This is a genomic window from Streptomyces sp. NPDC087906 (assembly GCF_055584925.1).
This window is the reverse complement of record NZ_JBVJLC010000009.1, coordinates 91,121-116,599: the sequence shown is the minus strand read 5'-3', so window position 1 is coordinate 116,599 and position 25,479 is coordinate 91,121. Positions and strand designations below refer to the sequence as shown.

The window sequence follows — 25,479 nt, the reverse complement described above, 5'->3', positions numbered from 1 at the left end:
CTCGACCAAAGACATAGGGGCACCCCCCGGCCACCCCCCTACGCCAGCGCCTTGCCGATTTCCGTCAACTGCTCCGGCCTCAGCGGGCCGTACTTCATCGCCCCCGCGTTCTCCTCCGCCTGGGTCACCGAGCGGAAGCCCGGGATCGGGATCGTGTGGGGGCTGCGGGCCCAGAGCCAGGCCAGGGCGCCCTGGGTGAGGGTGCGGCCGTCGCTCGTCAGGATGTCTCGTACCGCCTCGACGCGCGCCGCCCACTCCGGGGCCGGTACGCCGCCCTCGCCGAACCAGCGCAGCCAGGCCGGCGGCACGGCGCGGATGTCGCCGGTGGCGCCCCGGCTGCGGGAGCCCTGCTTGCCGGTCAGCAGGCCCATCGCGAGCGGGCCCCGGTTGATGCTCGCGAGGTCGAGCCGGTCGCAGAGCGCGAGCATCTCCGGCGCGTCCTCAAGGACGTTGCAGGTGTGCTGCACCGCCGCGCAGTTCGCCCCCTCCGCGAACAGCGCCGCGCGCTCCGGGTCGTCCGTGCTCCACGCGTACGCGCGCACCAGCCCCTCCGCCACCAACTCCTCGCAGGTGTCGCGCAGTTCGGCGGCCTGATCCAGCGGCGCGTTCGACAGGTGGAGCTGATAGAGATCGACATGGTCGGTGCCGAGCCTGCTCAGCGACGCGGTCAGCGCGCGCCTGACATACCCCGGCGTCGCATCCGCGTCCGTACGGACCTTGGCCGACTCGTCGAAGACATTGCCCCACTTGGTGGCGATGACCACCTCGTCCCGCCGCCCCCTCAGCGCTCTGCCGAGGACACGTTCGCTGTGACCGGCCCCGTACACATCGGCCGTGTCGAAGAACGTGACCCCGAGGTCGAGCGCGCGGTGGATCGCGGCGACGGACTCGTCGTCGTCGACCTTGCCCCAGCCCTGCGGGTTGCCTTCCCCGTCGCTCCACTCACCGCCGATCGCCCAGCAGCCGAACCCAAGGGCACTCACCTCGATCCCGCTGCGCCCCAGCGTCCTTGCACCGGCTCCCGCTGCTCCTGTGGTTCCTGTGGTTCCTGTGGTTCCTGTTGTGGGTCCTGCCGCGGTTCCTGTTGATTCCATGCCGCAAACGCTAGGAGTTGAAGTCCACACGAAGACAAGCCGCCCCACCATAACAACGTTGTAATGACACGAACAACGGCACCAAACCCCCCATATCCCTCCGTTCGAGGGCGAGTTGACGAGCCGCCGAAAGGCATGAAGTCCGGACTCTTGACAGTGCTGACCGCCATGCTCCATGGTCCTGTACAACGTTGGAATGACCGTCCGGGCCGCACCCGTCCCGGCCCGGTCCGCCTCCCCCCAACGCGCTCCCCCAACGCCTCCCCCCAACCCGCCCCTTCGGCATCAATGAGGATGTGATCGGCGCATGAACACCTCCATCCGGGCCAAGTCCAACCGGGCCAAGTCGTACTCCGCCGCTGTGCTCGCCGCCGGCCTGTGCCTGGCCGCCACCGCGTGCACCAACTCCGGTTCCTCGTCGGACGATTCGGACAGCTCCTCGCCCGCGGCCGACAACACCGCCGCGGCGCAGCAGGTCGCCTCGCCCTCCGCGTCCGCCGCGGGCCCCGGCTGCACGTACCAGTCGTACGGCGGCGGTGCGCCGAAGCTGGACATCACCGACGGCAAGACGGTGGTCGGGTTCTCGCAGTCCGAGTCGACCAGCAACCCGTTCCGCGCCACCGAGACCAAGAGCATCGAGAACGAGGCCAAGCGGCTGGGCGTCAAGCTCATCCAGCGCAACGCCAACGCCGATGTGAACGCGCAGAATTCGCAGATCGAGGACATGATCGCGCAGGGCGCGAAGGCCCTCATCGTGGCGCCGGAGAACTCCGACGGGCTCGGCCCCGCCCTCGCCCAGGCGAAGGCCAAGAAGATCCCGGTGCTCACCATCGACCGCACCGTCGGCGGCAAGGCCTGCGGCGACTTCATCGCCTTCATCGGCTCGGACTTCTACGGCCAGGCCCAGATCGCCGCCGACGACCTCGCGACGGCGACCGGCAGCAAGGCGCAGGTCGCCATCCTGACGGGGACCCCCGGCAACAACGTCTCCACCGACCGGACCAAGGGCTTCCAGGACCGGGTCAAGGAGAAGTACCCGAATGTGAAGATCGTCGCCTCGCAGACCGCCAACTTCGCCCAGACGGACGGGCAGAAGGTCATGGAGCAGCTCCTCCAGGCGCACCCCGACATCAACGCGGTCTACACCGAGAACGACGAGATGGCGCTCGGCGCGCTCCAGGCGATCAAGTCCGCGGGCAAGACCCCGGGCAAGGACATCAAGCTCGTCTCGATCGACGGTATCCAGCAGGTCGTGCAGAACGTCGCGTCGGGCCTGGTCGTCGCGGACATCGAGACCAACCCCCGGTTCGGACCGCTGGCCTTCAAGGCGCTCCAGGACTTCTACGGCACGGACGGCGTCCAGCCCAACGTCATCATCAAGGACGGCCACTTCACCAGCGACAACGCCAAGGACGCCCTCGCCAAGGGCCTTGTGTACTGATCGCGGACTCCCCGTCACGGCAGTGGCAGAACAACCGGCAGCGGCAGAACCGGCAACGGCAGCAAGGAGGAAGACCGTGGTCCAGCAGGACCCCGACCCCCGGAGTGGGCACGTCCTCGAAGTCACCGGGGTCAACAAGAGCTTCGCCGGTGTACACGCCCTGCGTGACGTGGACTTCGGCCTGCGGGCCGGCGAAGTGCACGCGCTCATCGGGGAGAACGGCGCGGGGAAGTCGACCCTGATCAAGGTGATGACCGGTGTGTACCACCCGGACGAGGGGCGGGTGCGGTTCGCCGGGCAGGACAGGGACTTCCGCAACCCGCTGGAAGCCCAGGCGGCCGGGATCTCGACCATCTACCAGGAGGTCAATCTCGTCCCGCTGATGTCGGTGGCCCGCAATCTCCATCTGGGCCGCGAGCCGCGCCGGTTCGGCCTGATCGACGTCCGGCGGATGAACCGCCAGGCCACCGAGGTGCTGGCACGGTACGGCGTGCACGTGGACGTCACCCGCCCGCTGCGCACCCTGGGCCTCGGCGCCCAGCAGATGGTGGCCCTCGCGCGCGCCGTGCAGATCGACGCGCGCGTGGTGATCATGGACGAGCCGACCTCGTCCCTGGAACCCCGCGAGGTCGACACCCTCTTCTCCGTGATCCGGGGGCTGAGGGACCAGGGCATCGCCGTGGTCTACGTCAGCCACCGGCTGGACGAGCTGTACGAGATATGCGACCGCGTCACCGTCATGCGGGACGGCGCGATCGTACACACCGGCGAGATGGCGGGCCTGGAGCGGCTCAAGCTCATCTCGCTGATGCTCGGCCGCGAGATGTCGGCCGTACGTGACAAGGGCGCCACCGCGTTCGACGCCGACCGCCACGACCGCAAGGACGGCCAACCGGCCCTCCGCGTAACGGATCTGACGGCCCGCCACCGGTTGCACGGCGTGTCCCTCGACATCCACCCCGGCGAGGTGGTCGGGCTCGGCGGTCTGCTCGGCGCGGGGCGCAGCGAGACGGCGAAGGCCATCGTCGGGGCGCTGCCCACGGACGGCGGCTCGGTCGAGATCGCGGGCAAGATCCTGCACCGCCGCACACCGGCGGCCGCCATCAAGGCGGGTGTGGTGATGCTGCCGGAGGACCGCAAGGTCGAGGGCATCATCCCCAGCCTGTCCGTACGGGAGAACATCTCGCTCGCCGCCCTGCCGACGCTCTCCAGGGCGGGGGTGGTCTCGCAGGCCAAGCAGGACGAGATCGTGCGCTTCTTCATGGACCGGCTGCGGATCAAGGCGACCGGGCCCGACCAGCGGGTCAGCGATCTGTCCGGCGGCAACCAGCAGAAGGTGCTGCTGGCCCGCTGGCTCTGCCTCAACCCCAAGGTGCTGCTGCTGGACGAACCGACGCGCGGCATCGACGTGGGTGCCAAGGCCGAGGTTCAGGCCCTGATCGACGAACTGGCGGGCGACGGGCTCGGGGTGCTGCTCATCTCCTCCGAACTGGAGGAACTGGTCGAGGGATCGGACCGGGTCGTGGTCCTCAAGGACGGCGGTGTCGTCGGCCATCTGGAGGGCCAGGACGTCACGGAGGAAGCCCTGTTGACGGCGCTGGCCACACCGGGCGAAACCGAAGGCGAATCGGAGACCGGGACCGACACCGGGACCGGGACCGACACCGCTCAAGCACCGCACGACGCATCCGAACCCAGCCCCGAACCCACCTCCGCCCCCGAACCCACCTCCGCCGCCGAACCCGCCCCCGCCCCCAACGAGGAGCGCCGATGACCTCCACCACCTGGGCGGACCGCCCCTCCCTCGACCGCGCCCGGCTCCTGCGGCTGCTCCAGCAGTACGGCGTCTACGCCGCCCTGGCCGTCCTCTTCATCGTGGCCGTCGGGCTCGACACCTCCTTCCTGTCCGTCTCCAACGTCCGCATCCAGCTCTTCCAAGTGGCCCCCACCCTGCTGGTGGCCCTCGGCATGGCGCTGGTCATCGGCACCGAGGGCATCGACCTCTCCGTCGGTGCCACCATCGCGCTCGCCGCCTCCGTCGTCCCCCTGTACGTGGGGTACGGCCTGCCGATGGTCCTGCTGGTCGCCCTGCTCCTCGGCGCCGCATCCGGGGCCGTGAGCGGTGCGATGGTGGCCGTCGCCCGTATCCAGCCGATCGTCGCCACCCTCTCCCTGATGATCGGGGTGCGCGGACTCGCCGAGATCGTCAACGGCAACTCCGCCAAGTCCGTAGTCCAGCCCGGCCTGTTGACGCTCGGCTCGGACAACGTCCTCGGCATTCCCGTGATGGCCTGGATCGCCGGCGGCTGCGCCCTGCTCACCGGCCTCGTGGTCCGCCGTACGACCTTCGGCCGCCAGCTCGTCGCCATCGGCGACAACCGGCAGGCCAGTGGGTTGTCGGGGCTGCCGGTGCGCCGCGTCCTGATCAGTGTGTATGTGATCTCCGGTGTGCTGTCGGCCCTCGCGGGTGTGATGATCGTCGGTCACGGCGCCGAGGCCGACCCCGCGAACCAGGGGCTCAACATGGAGCTGAACGCGATCACCGCGGTCGTCGTCGGTGGCACGGCGCTCTCCGGCGGCCGGGTACGCGTGCTCGGCACGGTCGCCGGCGCGCTGTTCATGCAGCTCATCACGGCCGTCCTGACCCAGCACAACGTGCACACGTCCTACACCCAGATCGTCGAGGCGGTCATCATCTGCTTCGCCGTGTACGCCTCCCAGGAGCGAGGTACCCGATGAGCACCACCGCTCTCAGTCCCGCGGCCCCGGCCGCCGCCACCGCCCCCGCGCTGCGCGAGCGGCTGGCGTCCCAGGTGCAGCGGCGCGGCGCGCTCGCCGTGCTCGTACTGGTCGTCGTCATCGCCTCGGCCACCTCCGACACGTTCCCCACCTGGTCCAACATCAGTGGCATCCTCGGCAGCAACGCCTTCATCTGGCTGCTGGCGCTGGGCATGACCTTCGTCATCATCACCGGCGGCATCGATCTGTCCGTCGGTTCGATGTACGCGCTCGGCGGTGTCCTCGGCGCGTACGGCGCCCATACGGGCGGGACGTGGCTCGCGATCGTGCTGCCGCTCGCCGTCGGCGCGACCTGGGGTCTGGTGCAGGGGCTGCTGATCGCCCGCGCGGGGATGGCGCCCTTCATCGTCACGTTGGCGGGGCTGCTCGGGGCGCGCGGTCTGCTGCAGGCCATCACCGACGAAGGCGCCACCACCAACCTCGTCCCCGCGGGGTCGGCGTTCCGCCATCTCGGCCAGGGAGTGTGGACGCCGGTCATCATCGTCGCCGTGTTCTTCGGCCTCGGCGCGCTGCTGCTGACCCGTACCCGCTTCGGCGGTGTGCTGACGGCCATGGGCGGCAACGAGAACGCGGCCGAGTTGATGGGGCTGCCTGTCGTACGCACGAAAGTGCTGGTGTATCTGCTGTCCGGCACCCTGGCGGCCGCCGCGGGCGCACTCGGCAGTGCGCGGCTCGGCTCCGGCGTCACCACCATCGGGATCGGCTACGAACTCACCGCCATCGCGGCCGTCGTCATCGGCGGCACACTGCTCACCGGTGGCAGCGGGTCAGTGGCGGGAACGGTCAGTGGGGTGCTGCTGCTCGCGGTGATCCACAACCTGATCGACCACTACTTCTCGCAGTACGGCTCGGCCTTCACCGACGCGGTCAACGGCGGCTTCCTCGCCGTGGTGGTCCTGTTGCAGACGCTGCTCAGCCGTACCCAGCAACTGGCGTAGCGGACCAGCGGGAGCGCGTGGCGACGATACGGAAGCGCGTGCCCGACGAGCCGAACCAGCCGAACGAACGGGGCGAGACGAGAGAGTGGGGGTCCTGTGGGCGTCAGCCTGAAGGATGTGGCGCTGCGCGCCGGGGTGTCGGTGAAGACCGTCTCGAACGTGGTGAACAACTTTCCCCATGTCACACCGGCGACCCGCGAACGCGTCCAGCGCGTGATCGACGAGCTGGGCTACCGGCCGAACTTGACGGCCCGTCATCTGCGCAAGGGCCGTACGGGCATCATCACCCTGGCCGTACCGGAGTTGGCGAACCCGTACTTCGCCGAGTTGGCGGGCGCCGTCATCGACGCCGCGGCGCGCCATGACCAGACCGTCCTGCTCGACCACACGGCCGGGCGACGCGACAAAGAGGTGCTGGTCTCGCAGGGTTTCCGGTCCCATGTCATCGACGGGCTCATCCTCAGCCCGATCCGGCTGGAGGCACAGGACCTGCTCGCACGCGTCGCGGGGCCGCCGATGGTGCTGCTGGGCGAGCGCGAGTACGACGCGCCGTACGACCACATCGCCATCGACAACGTTGCCGCCGCCAGGGCGGCCGTACGGCATCTGCTCGACCTGGGCCGCCGGCGTATCGCGTTCCTCGGCGCCCAGCAGGAGAGCGCCCGGCAGCCGGCGCATCTGCGGTTGCAGGGCTGGCGCGAGGAGATCACCGCCTCCGGGGGGACCCCCGAGCAGTCCATGGTGGTGGTCACCGGCGGCTACGACCGGCGGGACGGCGCGGCGGCGATGGCCGCGCTGCTGGACCGCGGGCAGCGGCCGGACGCGGTGTTCGCGTACAACGACCTGGTGGCGCTCGGCGCGCTGCGCGTGCTGGCGGAGCGGGGCGTGCGGGTGCCGGACGACATCGCCGTGGTCGGTTTCGACGACATCGAGGAGGGCCGCTACGGCGCTGTGTCGCTGACGACGGTCGCTCCCGACAAGTCCACGATCGCCCAACTCGCCGTCGACTGCCTGGTGGAGCGCATCGGTGGGGGCGCAACCAGCCAGTCGGGCGCGGGCGGTGGGCAGGAGCCGCCCTCGCCACGGCGTATCCGGCCGGGCTACGAACTCGTGGTGCGCGAGTCGACGACGGTCCGCAGACGCTGAGACGACGGCGCCCCGCCGCCGCGTCGCCGTACACCCCACGTCGCCGTACACCCCACGTCGCCGTACACCCCACACCCCACGCCCCTCCCCCGGTCGCACTCCCGTGCCCGCACCCTCCGAAGGACCCCCATGTCCCGTCCCTCCCTGGCCAGTGCTCCCTTCGGTACGGCGCCGTCCGGCGCGGCCGTCGACCGGTGGACGCTGGACTCCGGCGGCGGTGTGCGCGCCGAGGTGCTGACGTACGGCGGGATCCTGCACCAGTTGTGGGTGCCGGACAGCTCGGGCGTCGCCGCGTGCGTGGTGCTCAACCTGCCGTCGGTGAGCGAATACGCGGCCCGCAGCCCGTACTTCGGCGCCCTGATCGGCCGGTACGCCAACCGCATCGACAGCGGGCGGTTCACGCTCGACGGCCGTGCGCACCAGATCCCCGTCAACGACCGCGGCCACGCCCTGCACGGCGGTACGGACGGCTTCGACCGGCGGGTGTGGACGGCACGGCCGGGCAGCACCGGACCCGCTGCCGCCTCCGGGTCCGATCTCCCGTCCGTGGCGCTGGAGTTGAGCCTGCACAGCCCCGACGGCGACATGGGCTTTCCCGGCGCGCTGGACGTCACCGTCACGTACACGCTGGACAGTGCGGGCACGCTCGCCGTCGACTACACGGCACGTACCGGACTGCCGACGGTCGTCTCCCTCACCAATCACGCCTACTTCAATCTCGCGGGCGCCGGCATCGGTACCGTCCTCGGCCACACCCTCGCCCTGGACGCCGACCACTATCTCCCGGTCACCGCCAGCGGTGTTCCGCTCGGACCGGCCGTCGCGACGTCCGGCACTCCTTTCGACTTCGCCGAGCCGCATGCGATCGGCGACGACATAGCCGCCGACGACGCGCAGTTGCGCGACGCCGGCGGCTATGACCACTGCTGGATCCTCACCCCGCCGGCCGTCCCCGGCGCACTGCGGCGCGCGGCGCGGCTCGCCCATCCGGAGAGCGGACGGCGGCTGGAGGTGTGGACCACCGAGCCCGGTATCCAGGTGTACACCGGCAACGAGCTGGACGGTTCACTCGCCGGTTCGCTCGCCGGTTCACTCGACGGTCCGCACGGCGGTAACGCCGCCGCGAAACCGTACGAACGGCACGGCGCGGTGTGTCTGGAGACCCAGCACTTTCCCGACTCGCCGAACCGGCCCGCGTACCCGACAACGGTGCTGCGCCCCGATGCCAGGTACACGAGCCGGACCGAATTCCGCTTCCCTTCAGTGGCCGGCGCGGATCAAGCCGCTCACCACACCGGTCAGGAGTAGACCCCGAACTCGTACAGCGAGTCGCCGTACGCGGTGCCGCGCTGCGTGATGTTGATCCGTACGTACCGGCCGCTGCCGGTGACGCCGAAGTCATCGACGCCGCCCGTGCCCGTGGTGGTGGAGTAGACGGTGGTCCAGTTGTCACCGTCGTTCGAGGTCTGGATCTGGTACGCCTTGCCGTAGGCGCCCTCCCAGCCCAGTTGGATGTGTTTGATCGCCGTCACAGCGCCGAGGTCGACCCGCACCCACTGCGGATCCGCCCAGGCACTGGCCCAACGGGTGGTCCACTTGCCGTCGGTGGCGTTGGACGCGGGGTACGGAGCGCCGTCGCCGTCGGCCTGGAAGGTGGACGCCGTGGTGGGTTTGCCGAGGGCGACGTTGGTGCCGCTGACCGGCGGCGCCACCACGTTGAAGGACTTGGTCTCGATGCCGACGTTGCCGTGGCCGTCGTAGGCGTAGACGTAGACCTTCCACACGCCCAGGGTCTTGGGCGCCGTCACGGTGAACTTGCCGTCGGCTGTCTCCTTGAAGTCGACCTGGCTGAAGCCGGTTCCGTTGTTGACGTACTTGCCGCAGTAGAGGAGCTGGTAGCGGACCAGGTCGCCGTTGGGATCGGTGGCCTTGGCGGTGATGTCGAACGTACCGCCCGCCGGGACCGTCTTGGTGTTGCTGAGTGACATGTCGCTGATCACCGGCGGGGTGTTGGCACCGGCCGCCGCGGCGCTGCCGCCGTAGTCCTTGGCGACCGAGTAGAAGCTGAGCCGCTTCCAGCCGGCCGGGACGGTGTTGTACCAGACACCGCCGAAGTCGTTCTCGGTGCCGTAGTGGAAGACGGTGGCGCCGAGCGCGACCCCGGCGTGCCCGGTGATGCAGCCCCAGTTGGTCAGGTAGGCGTCGCGCTTCTGGATGTCGGAGGGCTCGGTCGGCACCCCGTTGGCGTCGTCCGGCACCTCCCACTCACCGGGCTCGCCGGCCTCGGTGATGATGTAGGGCTTGTTGTAACCGCCGCTGGTCCAGTCGCCCTTGACGGTGCAGAGCGAGCCGTAGGAGTTCACGGCGAGCAGGTCCAGGCTGGGGGTGTACGTCTTGTAGTACGGCCAGGCGCCCGTCCAGGCGTCGGTCGAGGTGACCGGGTGGTTGGGGTCGATGGCGTGGATCGCCTGTGTGACCCGCTCCACGTACTTGGCGTAGGCGACCCGCTCCTGCTCGACGGTCGAGCCGTCGTACGTGTGGTCCTGGGTGGTGAGGATGACCTCGTTGCCGACGTCCCACATCAGTACGCCGGGGTGGTTCTTGTAGGTGGTCACCCACTGTTTGATCTGGTCAAGGGTGCTGTCCATGTACGCCGTGTCCTTGACGTAGTCGGCGCCCTGGTTGAGCCAGAAGCCGTTGACCACCTTGAGACCGTGCGCGGCTGCCGTGTCCAGCAGCGGTTTGGAACCGGCGTCGGTGCCCCAGGTACGCAGGGTGTTGACGCCCATGGACTTCAGCTCGCGGATGTGGGCTTCGGCCGTGTTGTTGGCCGGGCCCCAGGTGATGCCCTTCACCTGGTACGGCTGGCCGTTGACGGTCAGCGCCCAATTGCCCTGGCTGCCGGTCACCTTGACGGTGGAGCCGCCGGTGGGCACGGCCGGGTCGGTCAGCGGCGCGGGCGCGTTGCCCGTGGTCTTGGAGACGGTGACCTTGTCGATGCTCAGCGCGCCGCCCGAACTGGTCGCCGCGCTCGGCGTGGTGCAGCCGCAGGTGGCGTCCGGGTACGAGCCGCCGATGCCGAGGTTGAACGTCAGCAGGAAGCCGTGGTGTATGGCCGCGTCCCAGGTGGAGACGCCGACCTGCGACTCGTTGACCTGCCAGATCTGCCGGCCGTCGAGATACCAGCGGATCTGCTCGTCGGACACCGTGCGGTCGATGATCGTGGAGTAGGTGTGGTAACCGGTCTGGCAGCCGGTGCAGGAGGCCAGTCCGCTGGTCATGCCGTTGTACTCGTTGCAGTTGCCGCCGGGTGCCGTGCCGCAGTGCAGGGTGGCGGAGAGCTGGTTGCGGGCGTTGACGTTCTCCAGGATGTCGATCTCGCCGCTCTTCGGCCAGGACGCGGTGTCACCCCGGTAGGCGGCGCCCATCATGCGGAAGGACGGCCAATAGCCGAGCCCGTTGGCCGGGTTGGGCTGCTTGACGGTCGCCGAGACCTGCAACTGGCCGCCGGCCGGGGCCGCGTACTCGGTGCTCTGCGACTCGATCCGGCCCGATGTCCAACTGGTGCCGTTCTTCACGGCGGTGAGGTTGAGATGGCCGTTGCCGTCGAGGGAGACGTTGGCGGGGGCATTGGTCGCGGTCTCCACCTCGCCGGTGCCCCAGTTCGCCGCGCCGCCCGGGTACGAGGTGCCGGTGACCACCTTCCAGTCGTTGGAGGGGCCGCTGCCCGCCGCGCCGGTGAAGTCGTCGTTCCACACCGTGGACCAGTTGCCCGGCGGGTCGGTGGGCGGATCCGTCGGGGGGTCGGTGGGCGGGTCGGTGGGTCCGGCACCGGTGGTGCGGACCTGGAACTCCCAGAGGGAGTAGCCGTATCCGGTCGCGCGGGCCGTACCGTACAGCCGCACGTAGCGCGCAGTGCCGGACACGTTCAGCGTCTCCGTACCACCGGCGCCCGTGGTGGTCGAGTACGCCGTCGTCCAGTTCGAACCGTCCGTCGAAAGCTGGATCTGGTACGCCTTGCCGTACGCCGACTCCCAGGTCAGGACCACCTGGCAGACGGGCTGCGCCGAACCGAGGTCGACCTGGATCCACTGGGGATCGCTGTTCACGCTGGACCAGCGGGTGTTGGTGGCGTCCCCGTCGAAGGCACCCGATGCGGGCGTACCCGCGCCCTCGATGCTGGAGGCGGTGGCGCTGTGGCCCTTGGCCACGTTGGTGGTGCCGCAGGTGCCGCCGGTGCCGCCCGAGCCGCCGAACACCTGGAACTCCCAGAGGGAGTAGCCGTATCCGGTCGCGCGGGCCGTACCGTTCAACCGCACGTAACGCGCCGTGCCGGACACGTTCAGCGTCTCCGTACCACCGGCGCCCGTGGTGGTCGAGTACGCCGTCGTCCAGTTCGAACCGTCCGTCGAAAGCTGGATCTGGTACGCCTTGCCGTACGCCGACTCCCACTTCAGCACGACCTGGCTGACGGGCTGCGCCGAACCGAGGTCGACCTGGATCCACTGGGGATCGCTGTTCGCGCTGGACCAGCGGGTGTTGGCGTCGCCGTCGAAGGCGTTGGCGGCAGGCGTACCGCCGTTCTCGACGCTGGACGCGGTCGCGGTCTTGCCCTGGGACAGCGGAACCGCCGCCGCCTGGGCGCTGGTTGCGGGCAGCAGCATCAGCAGCGCGCCGATCAGCGCGGCGGCGCAGAGTGCGGCGACGGCCTTGAAGCGGACGAGCGAGGGTCTGTGCCGGGCGGGGGTGCCACGGGATGCGACGAGCATGTCGGTCCTCCTGGGAGGGGGATTCCGTCACAGCGAGGACGGAAGTGGGAGAGCGCTCTCCGACGCTCAAGATGCTCACCCTCGGCTCACTGCACGTCAAGACTCGTGCCGGAACTTGCTTCCGGGAGGTTGCGAGGATCGTCGCGGGGCCGCCGGAGAGCGCTCTCCGGAGCAGGCGGAAATGACCAGCCGTCAGAACCCCGCTCGTACGCGCGTATCGCGACGCACCGCGGGGCGGGCCCGGATCATGGGCCCGCCCCGCGGGGAACGGCGTTCGCGGACGGTCAGGCGAGAGGGGTCAGGTACGACGGTCGGGCGCGGCCCGTCACGCCTGGCCCGTCTCGAAGCGGCCGATCTTGCCGCCCTCGACCGTGAACCGCCACGCGGTCCGCATCTCGCCGTAGGTGTCGTTGCGGTACGTCGCGATCAGCGCGCGCCCGCCGTCCGCCTGCGACTCGACGTCCATGCGCCCGCGCGAGGAGAAGATCTCCCGGTCGGTCCAGTCGGCGAGATCGCGCTCGCTGCCGTCGTCGGACATGGTGGCGCCGGGTGCGAGCGCCTGCCGGAAGGCGTCGCGATCGCCCTTGTTGAGGGCGCCGACGAAGGCGCGGACCGCCGGGTCGGTGAGCTTGTCGACGGAGATGGGCACGGGGAGCTCCTTCGGGAAGCGGACGTACGGGGGGGTGCGTGCGGTGCGAGGTCACCACGCCCTCATCCCTACACCGGTACGCGGCGCGGCACCCGTTGTCGGCCGCCACCTGTGGGACAGCCGGCCGCGCGATCCGCGACCGCCGTCAGCCCTTTTCGGCCAGTCGCGGCAGGACCGCGAGCAGCACGTCGCGCTCGGCGCCGTCGAGCTGCCCGAGCAGGTCTTCCTCCATCACGCGGATGTCCCCCCGCGCCTCGGCCAGCAGCCGCTCGCCGGCCGGTGTGAGCCGTACGATCCTGGCCCTGCGGTCGGCGGGGTCGGGCTCACGGGTGAGCAGGCCACGGCGCTCCAGCTCGTCGAGGAGCTTGATCAGCCGCGTCTTGTCGTAGTCGACGGCCTGCGCGAGCGCGAGCTGGGTCGGTGCGGTGCCGCGGGCGAGCTGGGCCAGGACGATGTAGTCCCACATCGCCAGGCCGCGCGCCGCGAGCAGCGGCTTCTCGGCGTCGATGAGGCGACGGGTGATCCGCGCGAAGAGTGCTCCTAGGTCCTGCCGCTCCATCTGCGGAATTCTACCCTTGACAGATGATAAGCAGAGATAGACTATCTATATACGCTTACTATTTTTTGGAGGCTCCGATGGCTGACCTCATCGAGCTGGACCGCCGCGCGGTCGAGCGCAGCGCCGAGATCGTCGACGGTGTGGACGGCGCGTCGCTGGACCGGCCGACACCGTGCGCGGGCTGGACGCTGCGCGACCTGCTCGGCCATATGACCGCCCAGCACCACGGGTTCGCGGCGGCCGCCGAGGGCGCCGTCTCCGAACGGGCGGACTGGGCGCCGTCGGCCGTCGGCGCCGAACCCTCCTGGGAGTACCGGTCGGCGGCCGTGCGGGTGACGGCCGCGTTCGCGGCCGACGGCGTGCTCGACCGACCCTTCTGGCTGCCCGAGGTCCGCGACGGCGGCCCGTTCCCCGGCCGCTTCGCGATCGGATTCCACCTCGTCGACTACGTGGCGCACGGCTGGGACGTCGCGGCCGCGCTCGGCGTCGAGGCGTCGTACGAGTCCGACGTGGTCGAGGCGGCCCTGACGATCGCGGAGAAGGTATCGACGGGCACCGACCGCCTGCGACCGGGCGCGGCCTTCGCACCGGTACGGCCGTACGGGGCGGACGCGTCCGCCATGGACCGCGTGCTGTCGCTGCTGGGCCGCGACCCGGCCTGGCGCGCCGAAGTGACCAGCGGCTAGGCCGGACAGGGCCAAGCCGCTGTTGACCGGCCCGGACTGCCGCCTGCCGCCTGCCGCCTGCCGCCTCGCCGAGCAGCCCCGGCGTCAGGCCGGCCGGATCCGGTCCCGCACCTCGGGCCGCGCCTCGAACCCGGCCGCCTTGTACGTGGCGACGCCGCCGGCATTGGCACTCGACGTGCACACGCGCACGCTCGACGAGCCCATCTCCCGCAGCGCGGCCGCCCCGGCCACGGTGATCGCCCGGCCGTAGCCGCGGCCGCGGTGGTCCTCGTGGACGCCCATCGGCTCGACCAGCCCCGGCTTCCCCGGTCCTGCCGACCACACCGTCACCACCCCGGCCACCCTGCCCTGGTCGTCATAGGCGCCCAGGCAGCGGGCGTCGGCGTAGAACGGTCCCGCCGACATCCCGTGCCAGTAATCGGCCGTGGGCCGCGAGGTGTTGAACGCCGACCGCAGGACGTCGGCGAAGTCCTGCGCCTGCGCCGGGCCGATCGACGTGATCCGCACGCCGGGGTCCTCCACCGGCTCGGTGAGGTCGCGGAAGAGCGGCGTCCACGGTGTGTCGACGCCCCAGCCCTCCTCGCTCAGCAGGTCGTGGAGCAGCAGGCCCAGCGGGGCCTCGACGGAGACCGCTCCTTCCGGCAGCACACCGCGCTCGGGCAGCGAGAGGTCCGCGACGAGCCGCCGCGCCAACTCCGCGTCCTGGAAGGCGTCCGGAGCGACTGTCATCCGTACCAGTGTCGGCGAGTCGAGCATCCCGACCGCGAGAATCCGCCCGTCCCGGCGCCAGGTCCTGACCGCCGCGGCCGTCTCGGCCGTTCCGAAGCGGTAGTTCCAGCCGATGTCCCCGGAGTGCAACTGCATCGGCGCCGCGTCGTCCTGCCACTCCCGCAGCGCGGCCATGGCCTCGCGTACCCCGTCGGCGGTCGGTGTGCCCAGCGCAATCGTCATAGCCGGGATCAGACACGCCGTCCCGAAGCTCCGCAACCGATTAACCCTGCCGACAAGACCCGAGGAGAAGACCTGCGGAGAAGACCCGCGGAAAGGAAGCGGGCGCGCCGGTTTGTATTCTCGGCGGCAGCACCTGTCGAAGCAGTACCGCGAGAGGAAACACCATGACCACCGAGCTGAGCCCAGACGCCCTGACGCGGCTCCTCGACCGGGCCCGCCAGGACTACCAGGACCTCGCGGGCCGCGGGCTCTCGCTCGATCTCACCCGTGGCAAGCCCGCTGCCGAGCAACTCGACCTCTCCGACGCGCTGTTGAGCCTGCCCGGCGGTCCGCACACCGCCGCCGACGGCACGGACGTACGCAACTACGGCGGCCTGCAAGGGCTTCCCGAGCTTCGCGAGATCTTCGCCGGGCTGCTCCAGGTGCCCGCCGCGCAGTTGCTCGCCGCGGGCAACTCCAGCCTTGAGCTGATGCACGACAGCCTGGTGCACGCCCTGTTGAGCGTGCTGCCGGGCGCCGAGTCGCGCTGGGTCGACCAGGAGCGGATCGCGTTCCTGTGCCCGGTGCCCGGCTACGACCGGCACTTCGCGCTGTGCGAGCGGTTCGGCATCGACATGATCCCGGTGCCGATGACCGAGGACGGCCCCGACATGGACGCCGTGGAGCGGCTGGTCGCCGAGGACCCGGCGGTCAAGGGCATCTGGTGCGTGCCGAAGTACAGCAACCCGAGCGGCGTTTCGTACAGCGACACGACCGTGGCGCGGCTCGCGGCGATGACCACGGCGGCGCCCGACTTCCGGATCTTCTGGGACAACGCCTACGCGGCGCACCATCTCACCGACGAGCCCGCCGAGATCGCCGATCTGCTCGGCGCCTGCGCCGAAGCGGGCAACGCCGACCGGGTGTTCGTCTTCGGCTCGACGTCGAAGATCACGACGGCCGGCGCCGGCGTCGCCTTCTTCGGCGCTTCCCCCGCCAACGTGAAGTGGCTGCTGGCGAACAACGCCAAGCGGTCGATAGGACCCGACAAGGTCAACCAGCTCCGGCACGTGATGTTCCTGCGGGACGCCGACGGCGTACGGACCCACATGGAGCGCCAACGCGCGCTGCTGCAGCCGAAGTTCGACACGGTGGCGCGGATCCTGGAAGCGGAACTCGGCGGGACGGGACTCGCGAGGTGGACGTCGCCCAAGGGCGGTTACTTCGTGACCCTGGAGGTGCCGGACGGCTGCGCCAAGGAGGTCGTACGCCGAGCGGGCGAGGCGGGCATCGTCCTGACCCCGGCCGGTGCCACCCACCCGTACGGTGACGACCCGCGCGACGCGGTGATCCGCGTGGCGCCCACCTACCCGAGCCTCGCCGAGCTGGAACAGGCGATGCTGGGCCTCACGGTCTGCGTCCGGCTCGTGGGGTACGAGCAGCGCGCCCGATAGGGGCGGGGCTTGGCCGGCCGCTCGCCGCTCTGGCATCATCGGGTAACCGGAACCTTGCTCCGATAACGGTACGGAACGTCGGACGCCGTGGTGTACCAGTGCCGGAGTGACGCGCAGAGAGGACGGCCCAGTGAGCGACAGCGACGCCGCCGGGGGCTCGGGCGCGGGGCCGGCCGCCCGGCCCCAGCGGGCCGACGCCCGGCGCAACAAGGAAACACTGCTCGACGCCGCCGCCGCGATCTTCGTCACCGCCGGTGTGGAAGCGCCGGTCCGTGACATCGCGGCCAAGGCCGGTGTCGGCACGGGCACGATCTACCGCCACTTCCCGACCCGGGCGGACCTGATCATCGCCGTCTACCGGCACCAGGTCGAGGCGTGCGCCGAGGCCGGGCCCGCCCTGCTGGCGAGCAGCGCCACCCCGCACGCGGCGCTGGCACAGTGGATCGACCTCTTCGTCGACTTCCTCGTCACCAAGCACGGCCTCGCCGCCGCGCTCCAGTCCGACGACGCGGGCCTGCAGTCGCTGCTCAGCTACTTCCGCGACCGGCTCGTACCGGTCTGCGGCGAGCTGCTCGAAGCCGCTGCCGCCGCCGGTGAGATCCGCCCCGACATGGACCCGTTGGAGCTGATGCACGGCGTAGGGAACCTCTGCGTCGGCGCCGACAGCGATCCGCGCTACGACGCACGGCGGCTGGTCGGGCTGCTCATCGCGGGGCTGCGGCTACCGCGCTAGCGCGTAGCCGGTTGGAGGCGGGCGAACACCACCACGTTGTCCGGGTAGCGGTTCCCGTCGAACGTACCGCCGCAGGTGATCAGCCGCAGTTGGGGGTCCGGCCGCGCGCCGTACACGGCCTCCGTGGGGAAGGCGTCCTTCGCGTACCGCCGGACCGACGTGACCTGGAAGCGTACGTAACCGCCGTCACTGAGCGAGACGGTGATGGTGTCGCCCTGGCGCAGCAGCGACAGATCGGCGAAGACGGCGGGGCCGTCGAGCGAGTCCACATGGCCGACCAGCACGGCGGGTCCCGGCTGTCCCGGCAGCGCGCCCCCGTCGAACCAGCCCGCCTGCTGGGGATCGGTGGGCGAGTTGAGCGTGCCGCCGGAGCCGAGGCCGAGCGTCTGAAGCGAACTGCGCACCTGGAGCGCGGGGATGGAGACCGTGGTCGGCCGTGCGCCTGACTCCGGTGCGGCGATGGAGGGTTGCGCGACGACCGCGCCCTGCGGGTGCGCGACGTTGGGGCCTTGGTCACCGCCCCGCGTACCGGCCGCCTCGGTGTCGGGCGCCGTCGCCGCCGTCCTCGCCGGGTCGATAAGTCCCGTCCCTCCGGCGGCGAAGGGCCCCGCGTGGGCCAGTTGCAGCCCGAGGCCCACCGCGCCGCCCGCCGCCGAGGCCGCGCCGAGCAGCGTGAGCGAACCGAGCACGGCGCGGCGCGGAGAGCGGCGTCTGGCGTGGCGGCCCACGGGTGTCAGGACCTGCGCAGCCGTCGTACGCCGAAGAAGGCCAGCGCGACTCCCGCGAGGAGCGCCGCCGCCCACCCGGCTGTCGCACCGACGCCGGACGAAGCACCGTCAGCGGCGGACGCGTTGGACGCGGTGGGCACATCGGACGCGGTGGACTTCGTACCGCTCAGCCCGCCGAAGCCGGCCTCGACGCCGCCCTGCGGCTCGATGGAGGCGCCGTCCGAGTCCGTCAGGTCGAGGAGCTTCGGGGCGGCGCCGGACGACGACAGCACGACCAGGGTGTGGGTGCTGCGGCCCGCGAGGTCCAGCGTCCGCGAGCTGGTCGCGCCGCCGCTGCTGACCTGGACGGCCGTCGCGCCGGCCGGCACCGAGGCGTACGGCGTGGAGGTCGGGAAGCGCAGGGTGCCGCGGTCGCCGCCGGCGACGTTGACGGTGACCGACGGCTGGTTCAACGACGCCTGGATGATGCGCAGTCCGGCCCGGTCGGCGCCGGCGGATATCTGGTCGGGCAGGGTGCGCAGTTGGAGCGCCGAGCCGGGACCGAGCCCCGCGACGGTGTACGCCTTGCCCTTCTTGACCTGGACGGTCGAGCTGATGACGGGCGTGGCCGAGGCGGCGGCGCCCGCCGCGCGCATCGCCACGGTGTACTGGCCGGTGGCGACCGACTCGTACGGGGACGCGTCACCGTACGACACGTTCCGCAGGACCATCGCGGCCTTGGCGCCGCCGAACGGGTAGAGGTAGACGTCGACGGGCGGCGCGCCGGGCGAGAAGTGCGCCAGCCGCACCCAGCCGCCCGACCAGGCGTCGCTGCCGGAGGCGGCGGCGGGACCGGCGAGCACACCGGTGCCGAGGGCGGCGGACAGCAGCACGGCAGCGCACACCCGGACCGCACGGACCTGGGGCCTGCGGGTGGCGGCGGGCGGAGCGGTGGATCTCATGCGTCGGGCCTTTCTCTGGTACGGGGAGGAGGTCAGGAAGCCGCTGACGCGGCCGACTCGGCGGTGGGCGCGGCGAGCAGATCGAGAGGCGCGGGCTGGGAGTAGCGCAGGCTCAGCACGCCCGGCTCCCGGCCGCGCGCCGCCCGTACGGCGGTCTCCAGCGGCAGGTAGGGCGCGCGTTGGGCGGTGACCAGCTCGCGCAGGACGACGGCCGCCGCGGCGTGGCCCGCCGCCGACACCCGGTCGACGGTCGAGATCTCCAGCGCGCTGCGCGGTACGCCCACCGCGGCGCCGGGCGCGGCAGGGCCGAACGACGTGACGGTGACGGTGTGTTGGCCGCCCAGTGCGGCGAGCAGCGCGCACACGCGCATGTCCACCTTTCCCGCGCCGAGCAGTTGGCGGGCGGCCCCCGTGAAGGTCAGCCGGTCGTTGCCGAGCAGCGCCTTGCCCGCCGCGCGCCGCGCCGCCGCCTCGTCCGAGGCCTGTACGACGTACGCGGTGCGGCCGGCGTGTGCGACGGGGTACAGGGCGGTGGCCCGGTCGCCGGTTCCGAAGACGGCGAGCGCGTCCGGCGCGATCACGTTGTCGATGCCCGCGCCGAGCCGGCGCCGCAACGTCGAGGTCACGGCCACCACATCGGCGCTCTGCAGGTCCTCGGCGCTGTCGCCGACGCGGACGGTCGAGGCGACGGGAAAGCCGACGGCGGCGAGCGATCCGCACACGGCGGCGTCGCAGGCCACCACCTGTCCCGCGCCGACATGGGTGGCAATCCACCGGGCCGCCTCGATCCGGACCTCGGGCGAAGGGCCGCTGCCCGGACCGCTCTTGGCGTCGGCGGAGTCCTGCGGGTGGTCCCGCCCCGTCTCCCCGTCCACCAGCAGGACCGATCCGGTCACCAGCGCGGCGACGACCACGACGGCCGCCGCGACGTACGGCCAACGCCGCTGCCGGCGGCCGAAGTTCCTGCGCGCGAAGGACCGGAGGGTGTTCCAGTAGATGCGCGCCCACGACGGTTCGGGCGGACGCCGGGCTTCGGAGAGATTCTGTGGCATCGCACATTCGCTAAGAAAGGACAGGACGGGTCTGCATATCAACACAAACGATCGCGTGTAGCAATACTTGTCGCTCAATGTTCATAAGGAGCAGTCAGCGGCGGACCGAAAAGGAAACGCCGAAAGACACACCGCATCGACTCCTGGCCGGGAATGGAATTCTCCGGCGGGAGTGCGGTGTGCTCGTCACCCGTTCACAAGATCCAGATCTGCGCTCCTTCTGCTGGCTGCCAACAGGTATTCGGAGCCGCACGCGCAGCGGATTGGTCGGGGTTCAAAAAGGCGTGGACCGGCGCCGCCGGGCGTAGGGGCGCCCGGCGACACCGGCGCCGGGCCGAAGTCAAGCCCCGGCTCGGGGCGGAAGTCAAGAGTGATCTTGACGGAATCCGCAATTCGGGACCCATCCGCCGGGCGCCCGGCACCGAATAGCCGATGGCAGACCGAAAGAAAGGCGGTGGGCAGCCCCTGCGAAAACAGCTTGTCCGACGAAGGGGTACGTTTGTGCTGCCCCGAAAGCAGCGCCGGAGGCCGAAGGAATGATCCCGCCCGAGATCCTGGGCGAGGAAAAGCCAGGCGAGGAAAACCCGCCGGTGCTGCCGGCGGAAGCGCGCCGCCGGGTACATGACGCCCTGCGCGGCCCGGCAGTGCGCACGGACGAAGAGTGCCTGGAGAACGCCTTGTTGGTGACGTCGGAGCTGGTGACGAACGCCATCAGGCACGGCGGAGGTCTGACCGGGTTCTCCGTTGCGGTGCTGGACGACGCGTGCGTGGTGACGGTCGCCGACCGCAGCACTCGGCTCCCGCACGCCCGCTTACGGCGCCACGACAGCACCCCGGGCGGCTTCGGCTGGCCCATCGTGCGCCGCCTGGCGGACGCGGTCGCCATCACCGTCACCACGACGGGAAAGACCATCCGCGTGGCCCTGCCGCTGCGTTGACGCGAACTCCGCACACCTGCCCGGGTGGTGCGGGTTAAGCGGGTGGGTTACGCGGGGGGCACGGGTGGCGCGAAGACGTCGATGCCCGCCGCGACCGCCACTTCGCGGTACGCCTCGCCGAGGCCCGCCGCCGTGGCGTGGGCGTTCAGACCGCTCGGATTCGGGACGACCCACAGGTGCGCACCGCCGATGTCCTCCGGCTGGCGGCCCACGACGGCCTTCGGGCGGCCGAAGGCGATCCGGTAGGCCGTGATGCCCAGCATCGCCACGGCGTTGGGGCCGATACGGGGGACCCGCAGCGCCAAGGACCGTGCGCCCTCGGTCAGTTCGTCGCGCGACAGCTCGTCGGCACGGGCCGTCGCACCGGGCACGAGGCTGGTGATCCCGACACCGCGCGCCTCCAGATGCGCCCGGTCGGCCGGGTCGAACCCCTCGGACGCGTCGATCTCCCGGTCCAGGATGCCCGCCCGGTACAGGGCCGGATAGAAGCGGTTGCCCCTGCGGCCGAAGTGCGCCTGCACCGCGACCGTCCGCAGCCCCGGGTTGATGCCGACGAAGAGCAGCCGCACCTCGGGCCCCAGCAGGTCGGGCAACGTGCCGCCGCGAAAGGCCGCCAACTCGGCGTGGGTGAATTTCACAGCCGGACTGTAGAGCACCCGGCAGCCGCGGGGCGTCTCGGGAGCCGCTGTGGCAGGATGCGGCGCGTGGGCGACGGCGCAGGCAGGACCGCCGACCCGACATCCACCGAGCAGCCATCCCGGGAGCACCGCCATGACGGTAGGCAAGCCGAAGCCGCAGGTCGACACCAGCAAGCCCAACTCGGCGCGGGTGTACGACTATCTCCTGGGCGGCAAGGACAACTACCCCGTGGACCAGCAGGTCGGCCGGCAGATGCCGGACGCGGCCAGGGAGGGCGTGCAGGCGAACCGGGCCTTCATGCACCGTGCCATCGGCTGGGTGGCCCGGGGCGGCATCGACCAGTTCCTCGACATCGGCACCGGCATTCCCACCGAGCCGAACCTCCACCAGATCGCCCAGGGCGTCAATCCGAAGGCCCGCGTCGTCTACACGGACAACGATCCCATCGTGCTGCGGCACGCCGAGGCGCTGCTCGTCAGCACGCCGGAGGGCGCGACCGACTACACCGAGGCCGACGCGCGCGAGCCGGGGAAGATCCTCGAACGCGCCCGCACCGTACTGGACTTCGACCGGCCCGTCGCGCTGTCGCTCGTCGCGCTCATGCACTTCGTACCGGACGAGGACGACGCGTACGGGATCGTCCGCACCCTCGTCGGCGCGCTCGCGCCGGGCAGTTACCTCATCCTGTCGCACTTCACGGCCGACGCCCTGCCGAAGGAGCAGAACAAGGTCGAGGAGTACCGGTCGAGCGGGATCGGGCTCCGGCCGCGCACGTACGCGGAAGTCGCCCGCTTCTTCGAGGGACTTGACCTGGTCGAGCCGGGCATCGTCACGCCTCGCCGCTGGTACAAGGACACGCCGGCACCGGAGGAGGGCAGCGGCGTGGACGGCTTCTACGTCGGCGTCGCCCACGTCCCCAACTGACGTCGCGCCGCCCGGCGCCGGTCACCGTCAGTCGTCCGTGAGCGCGCGGCGCATCCGGACGAGGCCGTACTCGAACGCCTGCTCGACGTCTCCGCCGAGCCGGAAGGCGCCGGCCAGCTCCATCTGGATGAAGCCGGTGGCCCAGGCGGTCACCAGCCGCGCGGCGTCAAGTGCGTTCCTCTCCCCCGCGAGTTGCCGGGACGCGTGCAGAATCGGGGCCGCCGCCCGCTCCAGGGCCTCCTTCGGCGTGAGCGTGGAACCCATCGTCAGCCGAAAGGCCTCGGGACGCTCCTTGGCGAACCCGCGGTACGTGCGCACCACCTCTTCGAGCGAGCCGTCGGTCACCTCGATCCGGACCATCAGCTCGTCGATCGTGGCCTCGCCGACGGCGACGAGCAGCGCCGCGCGGTCGCGTACGTGCTTGTAGAGGGACGGGGCGCGGACCCCGACGCGCTTGGCGACGCTCTGCATCGTCAGCCCGTCCTGACCGGCCGACTCCAGGATGTCCCGGCCCGCCGCCACGATCGCGCTCCGCGAGGTCTTCTCAGGAGTCGGCATTGATCACCCTTCCACAGCGAAAGCTATTGCTCATAGCCATCAAGGCTATGTATCGTAGCCATCGTAGCCGACCGTAATTCTCGACCGGCGATCCAGCAGTCCCCGAAAGGCCAGTCATGAAGCTCGCTCCGCACCTCCACCGCCTCGGCAACGATGTCGTGTCGTGCTATCTGATCGACACCGACGACGGCATCACGCTCGTCGATGCGGGCCTCCCCGGCCACTGGCACGACCTGCAGAGCGAGTTGCGCTCGCTGGGCAAGACCGCCGACGACATCCGGGGCCTCGTGCTGACGCACGGGGACTCCGACCACATCGGCTTCGCCGAACGGCTGCGCCGCGAACACGGCGTACCGGTCTACGTGCACGCCGCCGACGCCGACCGGGCGCGCACGGGCGAGAAGCCCAAGACGCCGCTCGGCACGATGAAGGCCGGTGCCACGCTCGGCTTCTTCTCGTACACCCTGCGCAAGAACGGTCTGCGCACCGCCTACGTCAGCGAGGTGGTCGAGGTCGCCGACGGCGACGTACTGGACCTGCCGGGCAGCCCGGTCATCGTCGGGATGCCGGGGCACTCGCCGGGCAGCGTCGCCGTGCATGTGCCGGTCGCCGACGCCGTGTTCGTGGGGGACGCGCTGACGACGCGGCACGTGCTGACGGGACGTACGGGCCCGCAGCCCGCCCCCTTCACCGACGATCCGGCCGCGTCGCGCGCGTCGCTCGACCGGCTCGCCCAACTGCCGGCGTCCTGGGTGCTGCCCGGCCACGGCGCGCCCTCGCACGCGTCGCCCGCCGAGGTGGCGGAAGCGGTCAGGCGGGCCGACGCGTAAGAGGCGAATCCGCGCTCGTGTCCGCCGCCGTACCTGTGTCCGCCGTCGTACCCGCTTCCGCCGTCGTACCCGCTTCCGCGCTCGTATCCGCCTCCGCGCCCGTATCCGCCTCCGCGCCCGTATCCGCCTCCGCGCCCGTATCCGCTTCCGCGTCCCGCAGTGCCTCCTCGCGGCGCGGCAGCAGCAGCGGGGTGGCGAGCAGCAGCACCCCGGCGAGTGCGATCGCCGTACGGGGGCCGGTGATTGCGGCCAACAGACCCCATACGGCGGTCAGGGCCGCGATAGAGAGGCTGCTGCTGACCGACCAGGCGGACAGGGTGCGGGCGGCCCGGCCGTGCGCGGTGTGGTCGAGCCGGTAGGTGGCCAGCACGGGGTTGAAGACTCCGATGCAGGTCACCAGGCCGAGCTGGACCACGATGACGAGGACGATGCCGGGGAGCCCCGGCTGGACGAACGCGAGACCGACGGGCCAGCAGGCGCGCGCCGTACCGGAGACGAGCAGCACCGTGCGCCGCCCGAACCGCGCAACCAGCCGGTGTGCGACGCGGGAGCCGACGAGCCCGCCGACGCAGGGGGCGGCGAACGCGAGACCGTACTGCCACGGCGTGAACCCGAGCCGGCCCAGCAGGAGTACGGCGAGCAGCGGCTCGGAGGCCATGATCAGGCCGTTGACCAGGATCGAGTTGAGGAAGAACGGGCGCAGTACGCGATGGGTGAGGATGGAGCGCCACCCGTCGAGCAGATCGCCGGCCCGCATCCGCGCCGCCGTACCTTTCCGCGCGGGGTACGGTTCGCCGCCGCCGATGGCGCGGATGCCGAGCGCCGAGAGCAGATAGCTGACGGCGTCGGCCAGCACCGTCGTCACCGGCCCGAACAGCCCGATGGCGGCGCCCCCGAGCGGCGGTCCGACCACCGTCGCCGACCATGTCGTCGACTCGAAGCGGCCGTTGGCGACGAGCAGGTGCTCCGGCGGCACGAGCGCCTTCAGATACGGCCCGCTTGCCGACTTGAAGGCGATGTCGGCGGCCGCGACGAGCACGGCGACGACAAGGAGCTGGCCGAAGCTGAGCCGGCCGATCGCGTAGGCGGCGGGGATGCTGATCATCGCGGCGAACCGGGTCAGGTCCATCGCGATCATGACCGGCCGTTTACGGCGGAACTCGACCCACGGGCCGAGCGGCACGGCGACCACGGCCCCCACCGCACGCCCCGCGGCGGCCAGCGCCGCCACCTGCGTCGGCCCCGAGTGCAGCACGACGACGGCGATCAGCGGGAACGCGCCGAACCCGAACCCCGTGCCGTACGAACTGACCGCGAACGCCGCCCACAGCCAGCCGAACCGCCGCCCCAGCGCCTGCCCGCCCACCGTCGCCGCCATTCCGCACGCACCCCTCCCCGACCTGCACGAACAGCCGTCCGCTGACCACCGGCATCAAAACGCGAGGAAGACGGCCAGATCAAACAACCGACCAACCGAGCAGCCACAACCGTTCGTTGTGCTGGGAGGCGTGAGTGGGGCGGCTCCCGCTTTGTTCGGTCGGGTCCGAACACGTTTCACCCGCACCGGGAAAGCCCGCCGCACCGGATCGCCGGCTCCGGCACCGGAACCCGGAAGGCCAGGGCAGGAACGGTGGAGGACTGATCCGCCGCGTTCGGGGAACCAGCGTGGTT

General features: G+C 70.9%; 23 protein-coding genes. 12 read left to right on the top strand and 11 right to left on the bottom strand.

The window, feature by feature from the left end; all coding sequences use genetic code 11:
* Positions 1-38 precede the first annotated feature (38 nt).
* Positions 39-983: an aldo/keto reductase gene (locus ACZ63I_RS25010; RefSeq protein WP_469341231.1), complete on the bottom strand. Its 945-nt coding sequence runs from the start codon at positions 981-983 to the stop codon at positions 39-41.
* A 418-nt stretch (positions 984-1,401) separates the two neighbouring features.
* Here ACZ63I_RS25010 and ACZ63I_RS25005 point away from each other — a divergent pair, with 418 nt between their 5' ends.
* The 6 genes from ACZ63I_RS25005 (at position 1,402) to ACZ63I_RS24980 (ending at position 8,726) form a co-directional block, all read left to right on the top strand.
* Positions 1,402-2,535 carry an ABC transporter substrate-binding protein gene (locus ACZ63I_RS25005; protein ID WP_469341230.1) on the top strand — a complete coding sequence of 378 codons (1,134 nt, stop codon included), beginning with the start codon at positions 1,402-1,404 and terminating at the stop codon, positions 2,533-2,535.
* 76 nt (positions 2,536-2,611) lie between these two features.
* Positions 2,612-4,309 (top strand): sugar ABC transporter ATP-binding protein, encoded by a 1,698-nt coding sequence (locus ACZ63I_RS25000; RefSeq protein ID WP_469341229.1) that lies wholly within the window; start codon positions 2,612-2,614, stop codon positions 4,307-4,309.
* Positions 4,306-5,274: an ABC transporter permease gene (locus ACZ63I_RS24995; RefSeq protein WP_469341228.1), complete on the top strand. Its 969-nt coding sequence runs from the start codon at positions 4,306-4,308 to the stop codon at positions 5,272-5,274. Before ACZ63I_RS25000 ends, ACZ63I_RS24995 begins: the two co-directional genes overlap by 4 nt.
* Positions 5,271-6,272, top strand: a complete 1,002-nt coding sequence (locus ACZ63I_RS24990; RefSeq protein ID WP_469341227.1) for an ABC transporter permease — start codon at positions 5,271-5,273, stop codon at positions 6,270-6,272. The genes ACZ63I_RS24995 and ACZ63I_RS24990 overlap by 4 nt, the downstream gene beginning before the upstream one ends.
* 96 nt (positions 6,273-6,368) lie before the next feature.
* A complete protein-coding gene (locus ACZ63I_RS24985; protein WP_469341226.1) occupies positions 6,369-7,418 on the top strand; it encodes a LacI family DNA-binding transcriptional regulator in 1,050 nt (349 codons plus the stop codon).
* A gap of 129 nt (positions 7,419-7,547) precedes the next feature.
* On the top strand, positions 7,548-8,726 hold the full coding sequence (locus ACZ63I_RS24980) for an aldose epimerase family protein (RefSeq protein ID WP_469341225.1): 1,179 nt from the start codon (positions 7,548-7,550) through the stop codon (positions 8,724-8,726).
* Here ACZ63I_RS24980 and ACZ63I_RS24975 read toward each other — a convergent pair.
* From ACZ63I_RS24975 to ACZ63I_RS24965, 3 genes are all read right to left on the bottom strand, one after another.
* The gene (locus tag ACZ63I_RS24975; RefSeq protein WP_469341368.1) at positions 8,717-12,082 is read right to left on the bottom strand and encodes a discoidin domain-containing protein; all 3,366 of its coding nucleotides are present in this window, start codon (positions 12,080-12,082) and stop codon (positions 8,717-8,719) included. The two genes, ACZ63I_RS24980 and ACZ63I_RS24975, sit on opposite strands and share 10 nt — an antisense overlap.
* A gap of 430 nt (positions 12,083-12,512) precedes the next feature.
* Positions 12,513-12,836 (bottom strand): nuclear transport factor 2 family protein, encoded by a 324-nt coding sequence (locus tag ACZ63I_RS24970; RefSeq protein ID WP_469341224.1) that lies wholly within the window; start codon positions 12,834-12,836, stop codon positions 12,513-12,515.
* Between the two features lie 145 nt (positions 12,837-12,981).
* Complete coding sequence (locus ACZ63I_RS24965) at positions 12,982-13,395, bottom strand: MarR family winged helix-turn-helix transcriptional regulator (RefSeq protein WP_469341223.1); 414 nt, start codon at positions 13,393-13,395, stop codon at positions 12,982-12,984.
* A 77-nt stretch (positions 13,396-13,472) separates the two neighbouring features.
* On the opposite strand from ACZ63I_RS24965, the gene ACZ63I_RS24960 reads away from it, so the two are divergent.
* On the top strand, positions 13,473-14,081 hold the full coding sequence (locus ACZ63I_RS24960) for a TIGR03086 family metal-binding protein (RefSeq protein WP_469341222.1): 609 nt from the start codon (positions 13,473-13,475) through the stop codon (positions 14,079-14,081).
* 84 nt (positions 14,082-14,165) lie between these two features.
* On the opposite strand, the gene ACZ63I_RS24955 is transcribed toward ACZ63I_RS24960, so the two are convergent.
* A complete protein-coding gene (locus ACZ63I_RS24955; protein WP_469341221.1) occupies positions 14,166-15,032 on the bottom strand; it encodes a GNAT family N-acetyltransferase in 867 nt (288 codons plus the stop codon).
* 164 nt (positions 15,033-15,196) lie between these two features.
* Here ACZ63I_RS24955 and ACZ63I_RS24950 point away from each other — a divergent pair, with 164 nt between their 5' ends.
* Together ACZ63I_RS24950 and ACZ63I_RS24945 are read left to right on the top strand one after the other, a co-directional pair.
* Positions 15,197-16,465 carry an aspartate aminotransferase type Ic gene (locus tag ACZ63I_RS24950; protein ID WP_469341220.1) on the top strand — a complete coding sequence of 423 codons (1,269 nt, stop codon included), beginning with the start codon at positions 15,197-15,199 and terminating at the stop codon, positions 16,463-16,465.
* Between the two features lie 130 nt (positions 16,466-16,595).
* Positions 16,596-17,198, top strand: coding sequence for a TetR/AcrR family transcriptional regulator (locus ACZ63I_RS24945; protein WP_469341219.1), 603 nt, complete (start codon positions 16,596-16,598; stop codon positions 17,196-17,198).
* On the opposite strand, the gene ACZ63I_RS24940 is transcribed toward ACZ63I_RS24945, so the two are convergent.
* The 3 genes from ACZ63I_RS24940 to ACZ63I_RS24930 are packed head-to-tail and all read right to left on the bottom strand — an operon-like array spanning position 17,195 to position 19,919.
* Positions 17,195-17,926, bottom strand: a complete 732-nt coding sequence (locus ACZ63I_RS24940) for a class F sortase (RefSeq protein WP_469341218.1) — start codon at positions 17,924-17,926, stop codon at positions 17,195-17,197. The genes ACZ63I_RS24945 and ACZ63I_RS24940 overlap by 4 nt on opposite strands.
* A gap of 5 nt (positions 17,927-17,931) precedes the next feature.
* Entirely contained in the window at positions 17,932-18,867 is a 936-nt protein-coding gene (locus tag ACZ63I_RS24935; RefSeq protein WP_469341217.1) for a DUF4397 domain-containing protein, read from the bottom strand.
* Between the two features lie 32 nt (positions 18,868-18,899).
* On the bottom strand, positions 18,900-19,919 hold the full coding sequence (locus tag ACZ63I_RS24930; RefSeq protein ID WP_469341216.1) for a hypothetical protein: 1,020 nt from the start codon (positions 19,917-19,919) through the stop codon (positions 18,900-18,902).
* 536 nt (positions 19,920-20,455) lie between these two features.
* Between ACZ63I_RS24930 and ACZ63I_RS24925 the strand changes: the two genes are divergently transcribed.
* Positions 20,456-20,857, top strand: coding sequence for an ATP-binding protein (locus ACZ63I_RS24925; RefSeq protein ID WP_469341215.1), 402 nt, complete (start codon positions 20,456-20,458; stop codon positions 20,855-20,857).
* 47 nt (positions 20,858-20,904) lie between these two features.
* Here the strand turns inward: ACZ63I_RS24925 and ACZ63I_RS24920 are convergent, their stop codons facing one another.
* Entirely contained in the window at positions 20,905-21,495 is a 591-nt protein-coding gene (locus ACZ63I_RS24920; protein ID WP_469341214.1) for a mismatch-specific DNA-glycosylase, read from the bottom strand.
* A gap of 133 nt (positions 21,496-21,628) precedes the next feature.
* Here ACZ63I_RS24920 and ACZ63I_RS24915 point away from each other — a divergent pair, with 133 nt between their 5' ends.
* Positions 21,629-22,420 carry an SAM-dependent methyltransferase gene (locus ACZ63I_RS24915; RefSeq protein WP_469341213.1) on the top strand — a complete coding sequence of 264 codons (792 nt, stop codon included), beginning with the start codon at positions 21,629-21,631 and terminating at the stop codon, positions 22,418-22,420.
* 27 nt (positions 22,421-22,447) lie between these two features.
* Here the strand turns inward: ACZ63I_RS24915 and ACZ63I_RS24910 are convergent, their stop codons facing one another.
* Entirely contained in the window at positions 22,448-22,978 is a 531-nt protein-coding gene (locus ACZ63I_RS24910) for a TetR/AcrR family transcriptional regulator (RefSeq protein ID WP_469341212.1), read from the bottom strand.
* 116 nt (positions 22,979-23,094) lie between these two features.
* Here ACZ63I_RS24910 and ACZ63I_RS24905 point away from each other — a divergent pair, with 116 nt between their 5' ends.
* Positions 23,095-23,808, top strand: a complete 714-nt coding sequence (locus tag ACZ63I_RS24905) for an MBL fold metallo-hydrolase (protein WP_469341211.1) — start codon at positions 23,095-23,097, stop codon at positions 23,806-23,808.
* Here ACZ63I_RS24905 and ACZ63I_RS24900 read toward each other — a convergent pair.
* Complete coding sequence (locus ACZ63I_RS24900; RefSeq protein WP_469341210.1) at positions 23,789-25,186, bottom strand: MFS transporter; 1,398 nt, start codon at positions 25,184-25,186, stop codon at positions 23,789-23,791. The two genes, ACZ63I_RS24905 and ACZ63I_RS24900, sit on opposite strands and share 20 nt — an antisense overlap.
* Positions 25,187-25,479 lie beyond the last annotated feature (293 nt).

What these genes read in the sequence shown, in the direction of transcription:
- ACZ63I_RS25005 (WP_469341230.1), top strand. Translation starts at nt 1,402, where the DNA reads ATGAACACCTCCATCCGGGCCAAGTCCAACCGGGCCAAGTCGTACTCC.
- ACZ63I_RS24995 (WP_469341228.1), top strand. Translation starts at nt 4,306, where the DNA reads ATGACCTCCACCACCTGGGCGGACCGCCCCTCCCTCGACCGCGCCCGG.
- ACZ63I_RS24990 (WP_469341227.1), top strand. Translation starts at nt 5,271, where the DNA reads ATGAGCACCACCGCTCTCAGTCCCGCGGCCCCGGCCGCCGCCACCGCC.
- ACZ63I_RS24980 (WP_469341225.1), top strand. Translation starts at nt 7,548, where the DNA reads ATGTCCCGTCCCTCCCTGGCCAGTGCTCCCTTCGGTACGGCGCCGTCC.
- ACZ63I_RS24975 (WP_469341368.1), bottom strand. Translation starts at nt 12,082, where the DNA reads ATGCTGCTGCCCGCAACCAGCGCCCAGGCGGCGGCGGTTCCGCTGTCC.
- ACZ63I_RS24965 (WP_469341223.1), bottom strand. Translation starts at nt 13,395, where the DNA reads ATGGAGCGGCAGGACCTAGGAGCACTCTTCGCGCGGATCACCCGTCGC.
- ACZ63I_RS24960 (WP_469341222.1), top strand. Translation starts at nt 13,473, where the DNA reads ATGGCTGACCTCATCGAGCTGGACCGCCGCGCGGTCGAGCGCAGCGCC.
- ACZ63I_RS24955 (WP_469341221.1), bottom strand. Translation starts at nt 15,032, where the DNA reads ATGACGATTGCGCTGGGCACACCGACCGCCGACGGGGTACGCGAGGCC.
- ACZ63I_RS24950 (WP_469341220.1), top strand. Translation starts at nt 15,197, where the DNA reads ATGACCACCGAGCTGAGCCCAGACGCCCTGACGCGGCTCCTCGACCGG.
- ACZ63I_RS24935 (WP_469341217.1), bottom strand. Translation starts at nt 18,867, where the DNA reads ATGAGATCCACCGCTCCGCCCGCCGCCACCCGCAGGCCCCAGGTCCGT.
- ACZ63I_RS24930 (WP_469341216.1), bottom strand. Translation starts at nt 19,919, where the DNA reads ATGCCACAGAATCTCTCCGAAGCCCGGCGTCCGCCCGAACCGTCGTGG.
- ACZ63I_RS24925 (WP_469341215.1), top strand. Translation starts at nt 20,456, where the DNA reads ATGATCCCGCCCGAGATCCTGGGCGAGGAAAAGCCAGGCGAGGAAAAC.
- ACZ63I_RS24915 (WP_469341213.1), top strand. Translation starts at nt 21,629, where the DNA reads ATGACGGTAGGCAAGCCGAAGCCGCAGGTCGACACCAGCAAGCCCAAC.
- ACZ63I_RS24910 (WP_469341212.1), bottom strand. Translation starts at nt 22,978, where the DNA reads ATGCCGACTCCTGAGAAGACCTCGCGGAGCGCGATCGTGGCGGCGGGC.
- ACZ63I_RS24905 (WP_469341211.1), top strand. Translation starts at nt 23,095, where the DNA reads ATGAAGCTCGCTCCGCACCTCCACCGCCTCGGCAACGATGTCGTGTCG.
- ACZ63I_RS24900 (WP_469341210.1), bottom strand. Translation starts at nt 25,186, where the DNA reads ATGGCGGCGACGGTGGGCGGGCAGGCGCTGGGGCGGCGGTTCGGCTGG.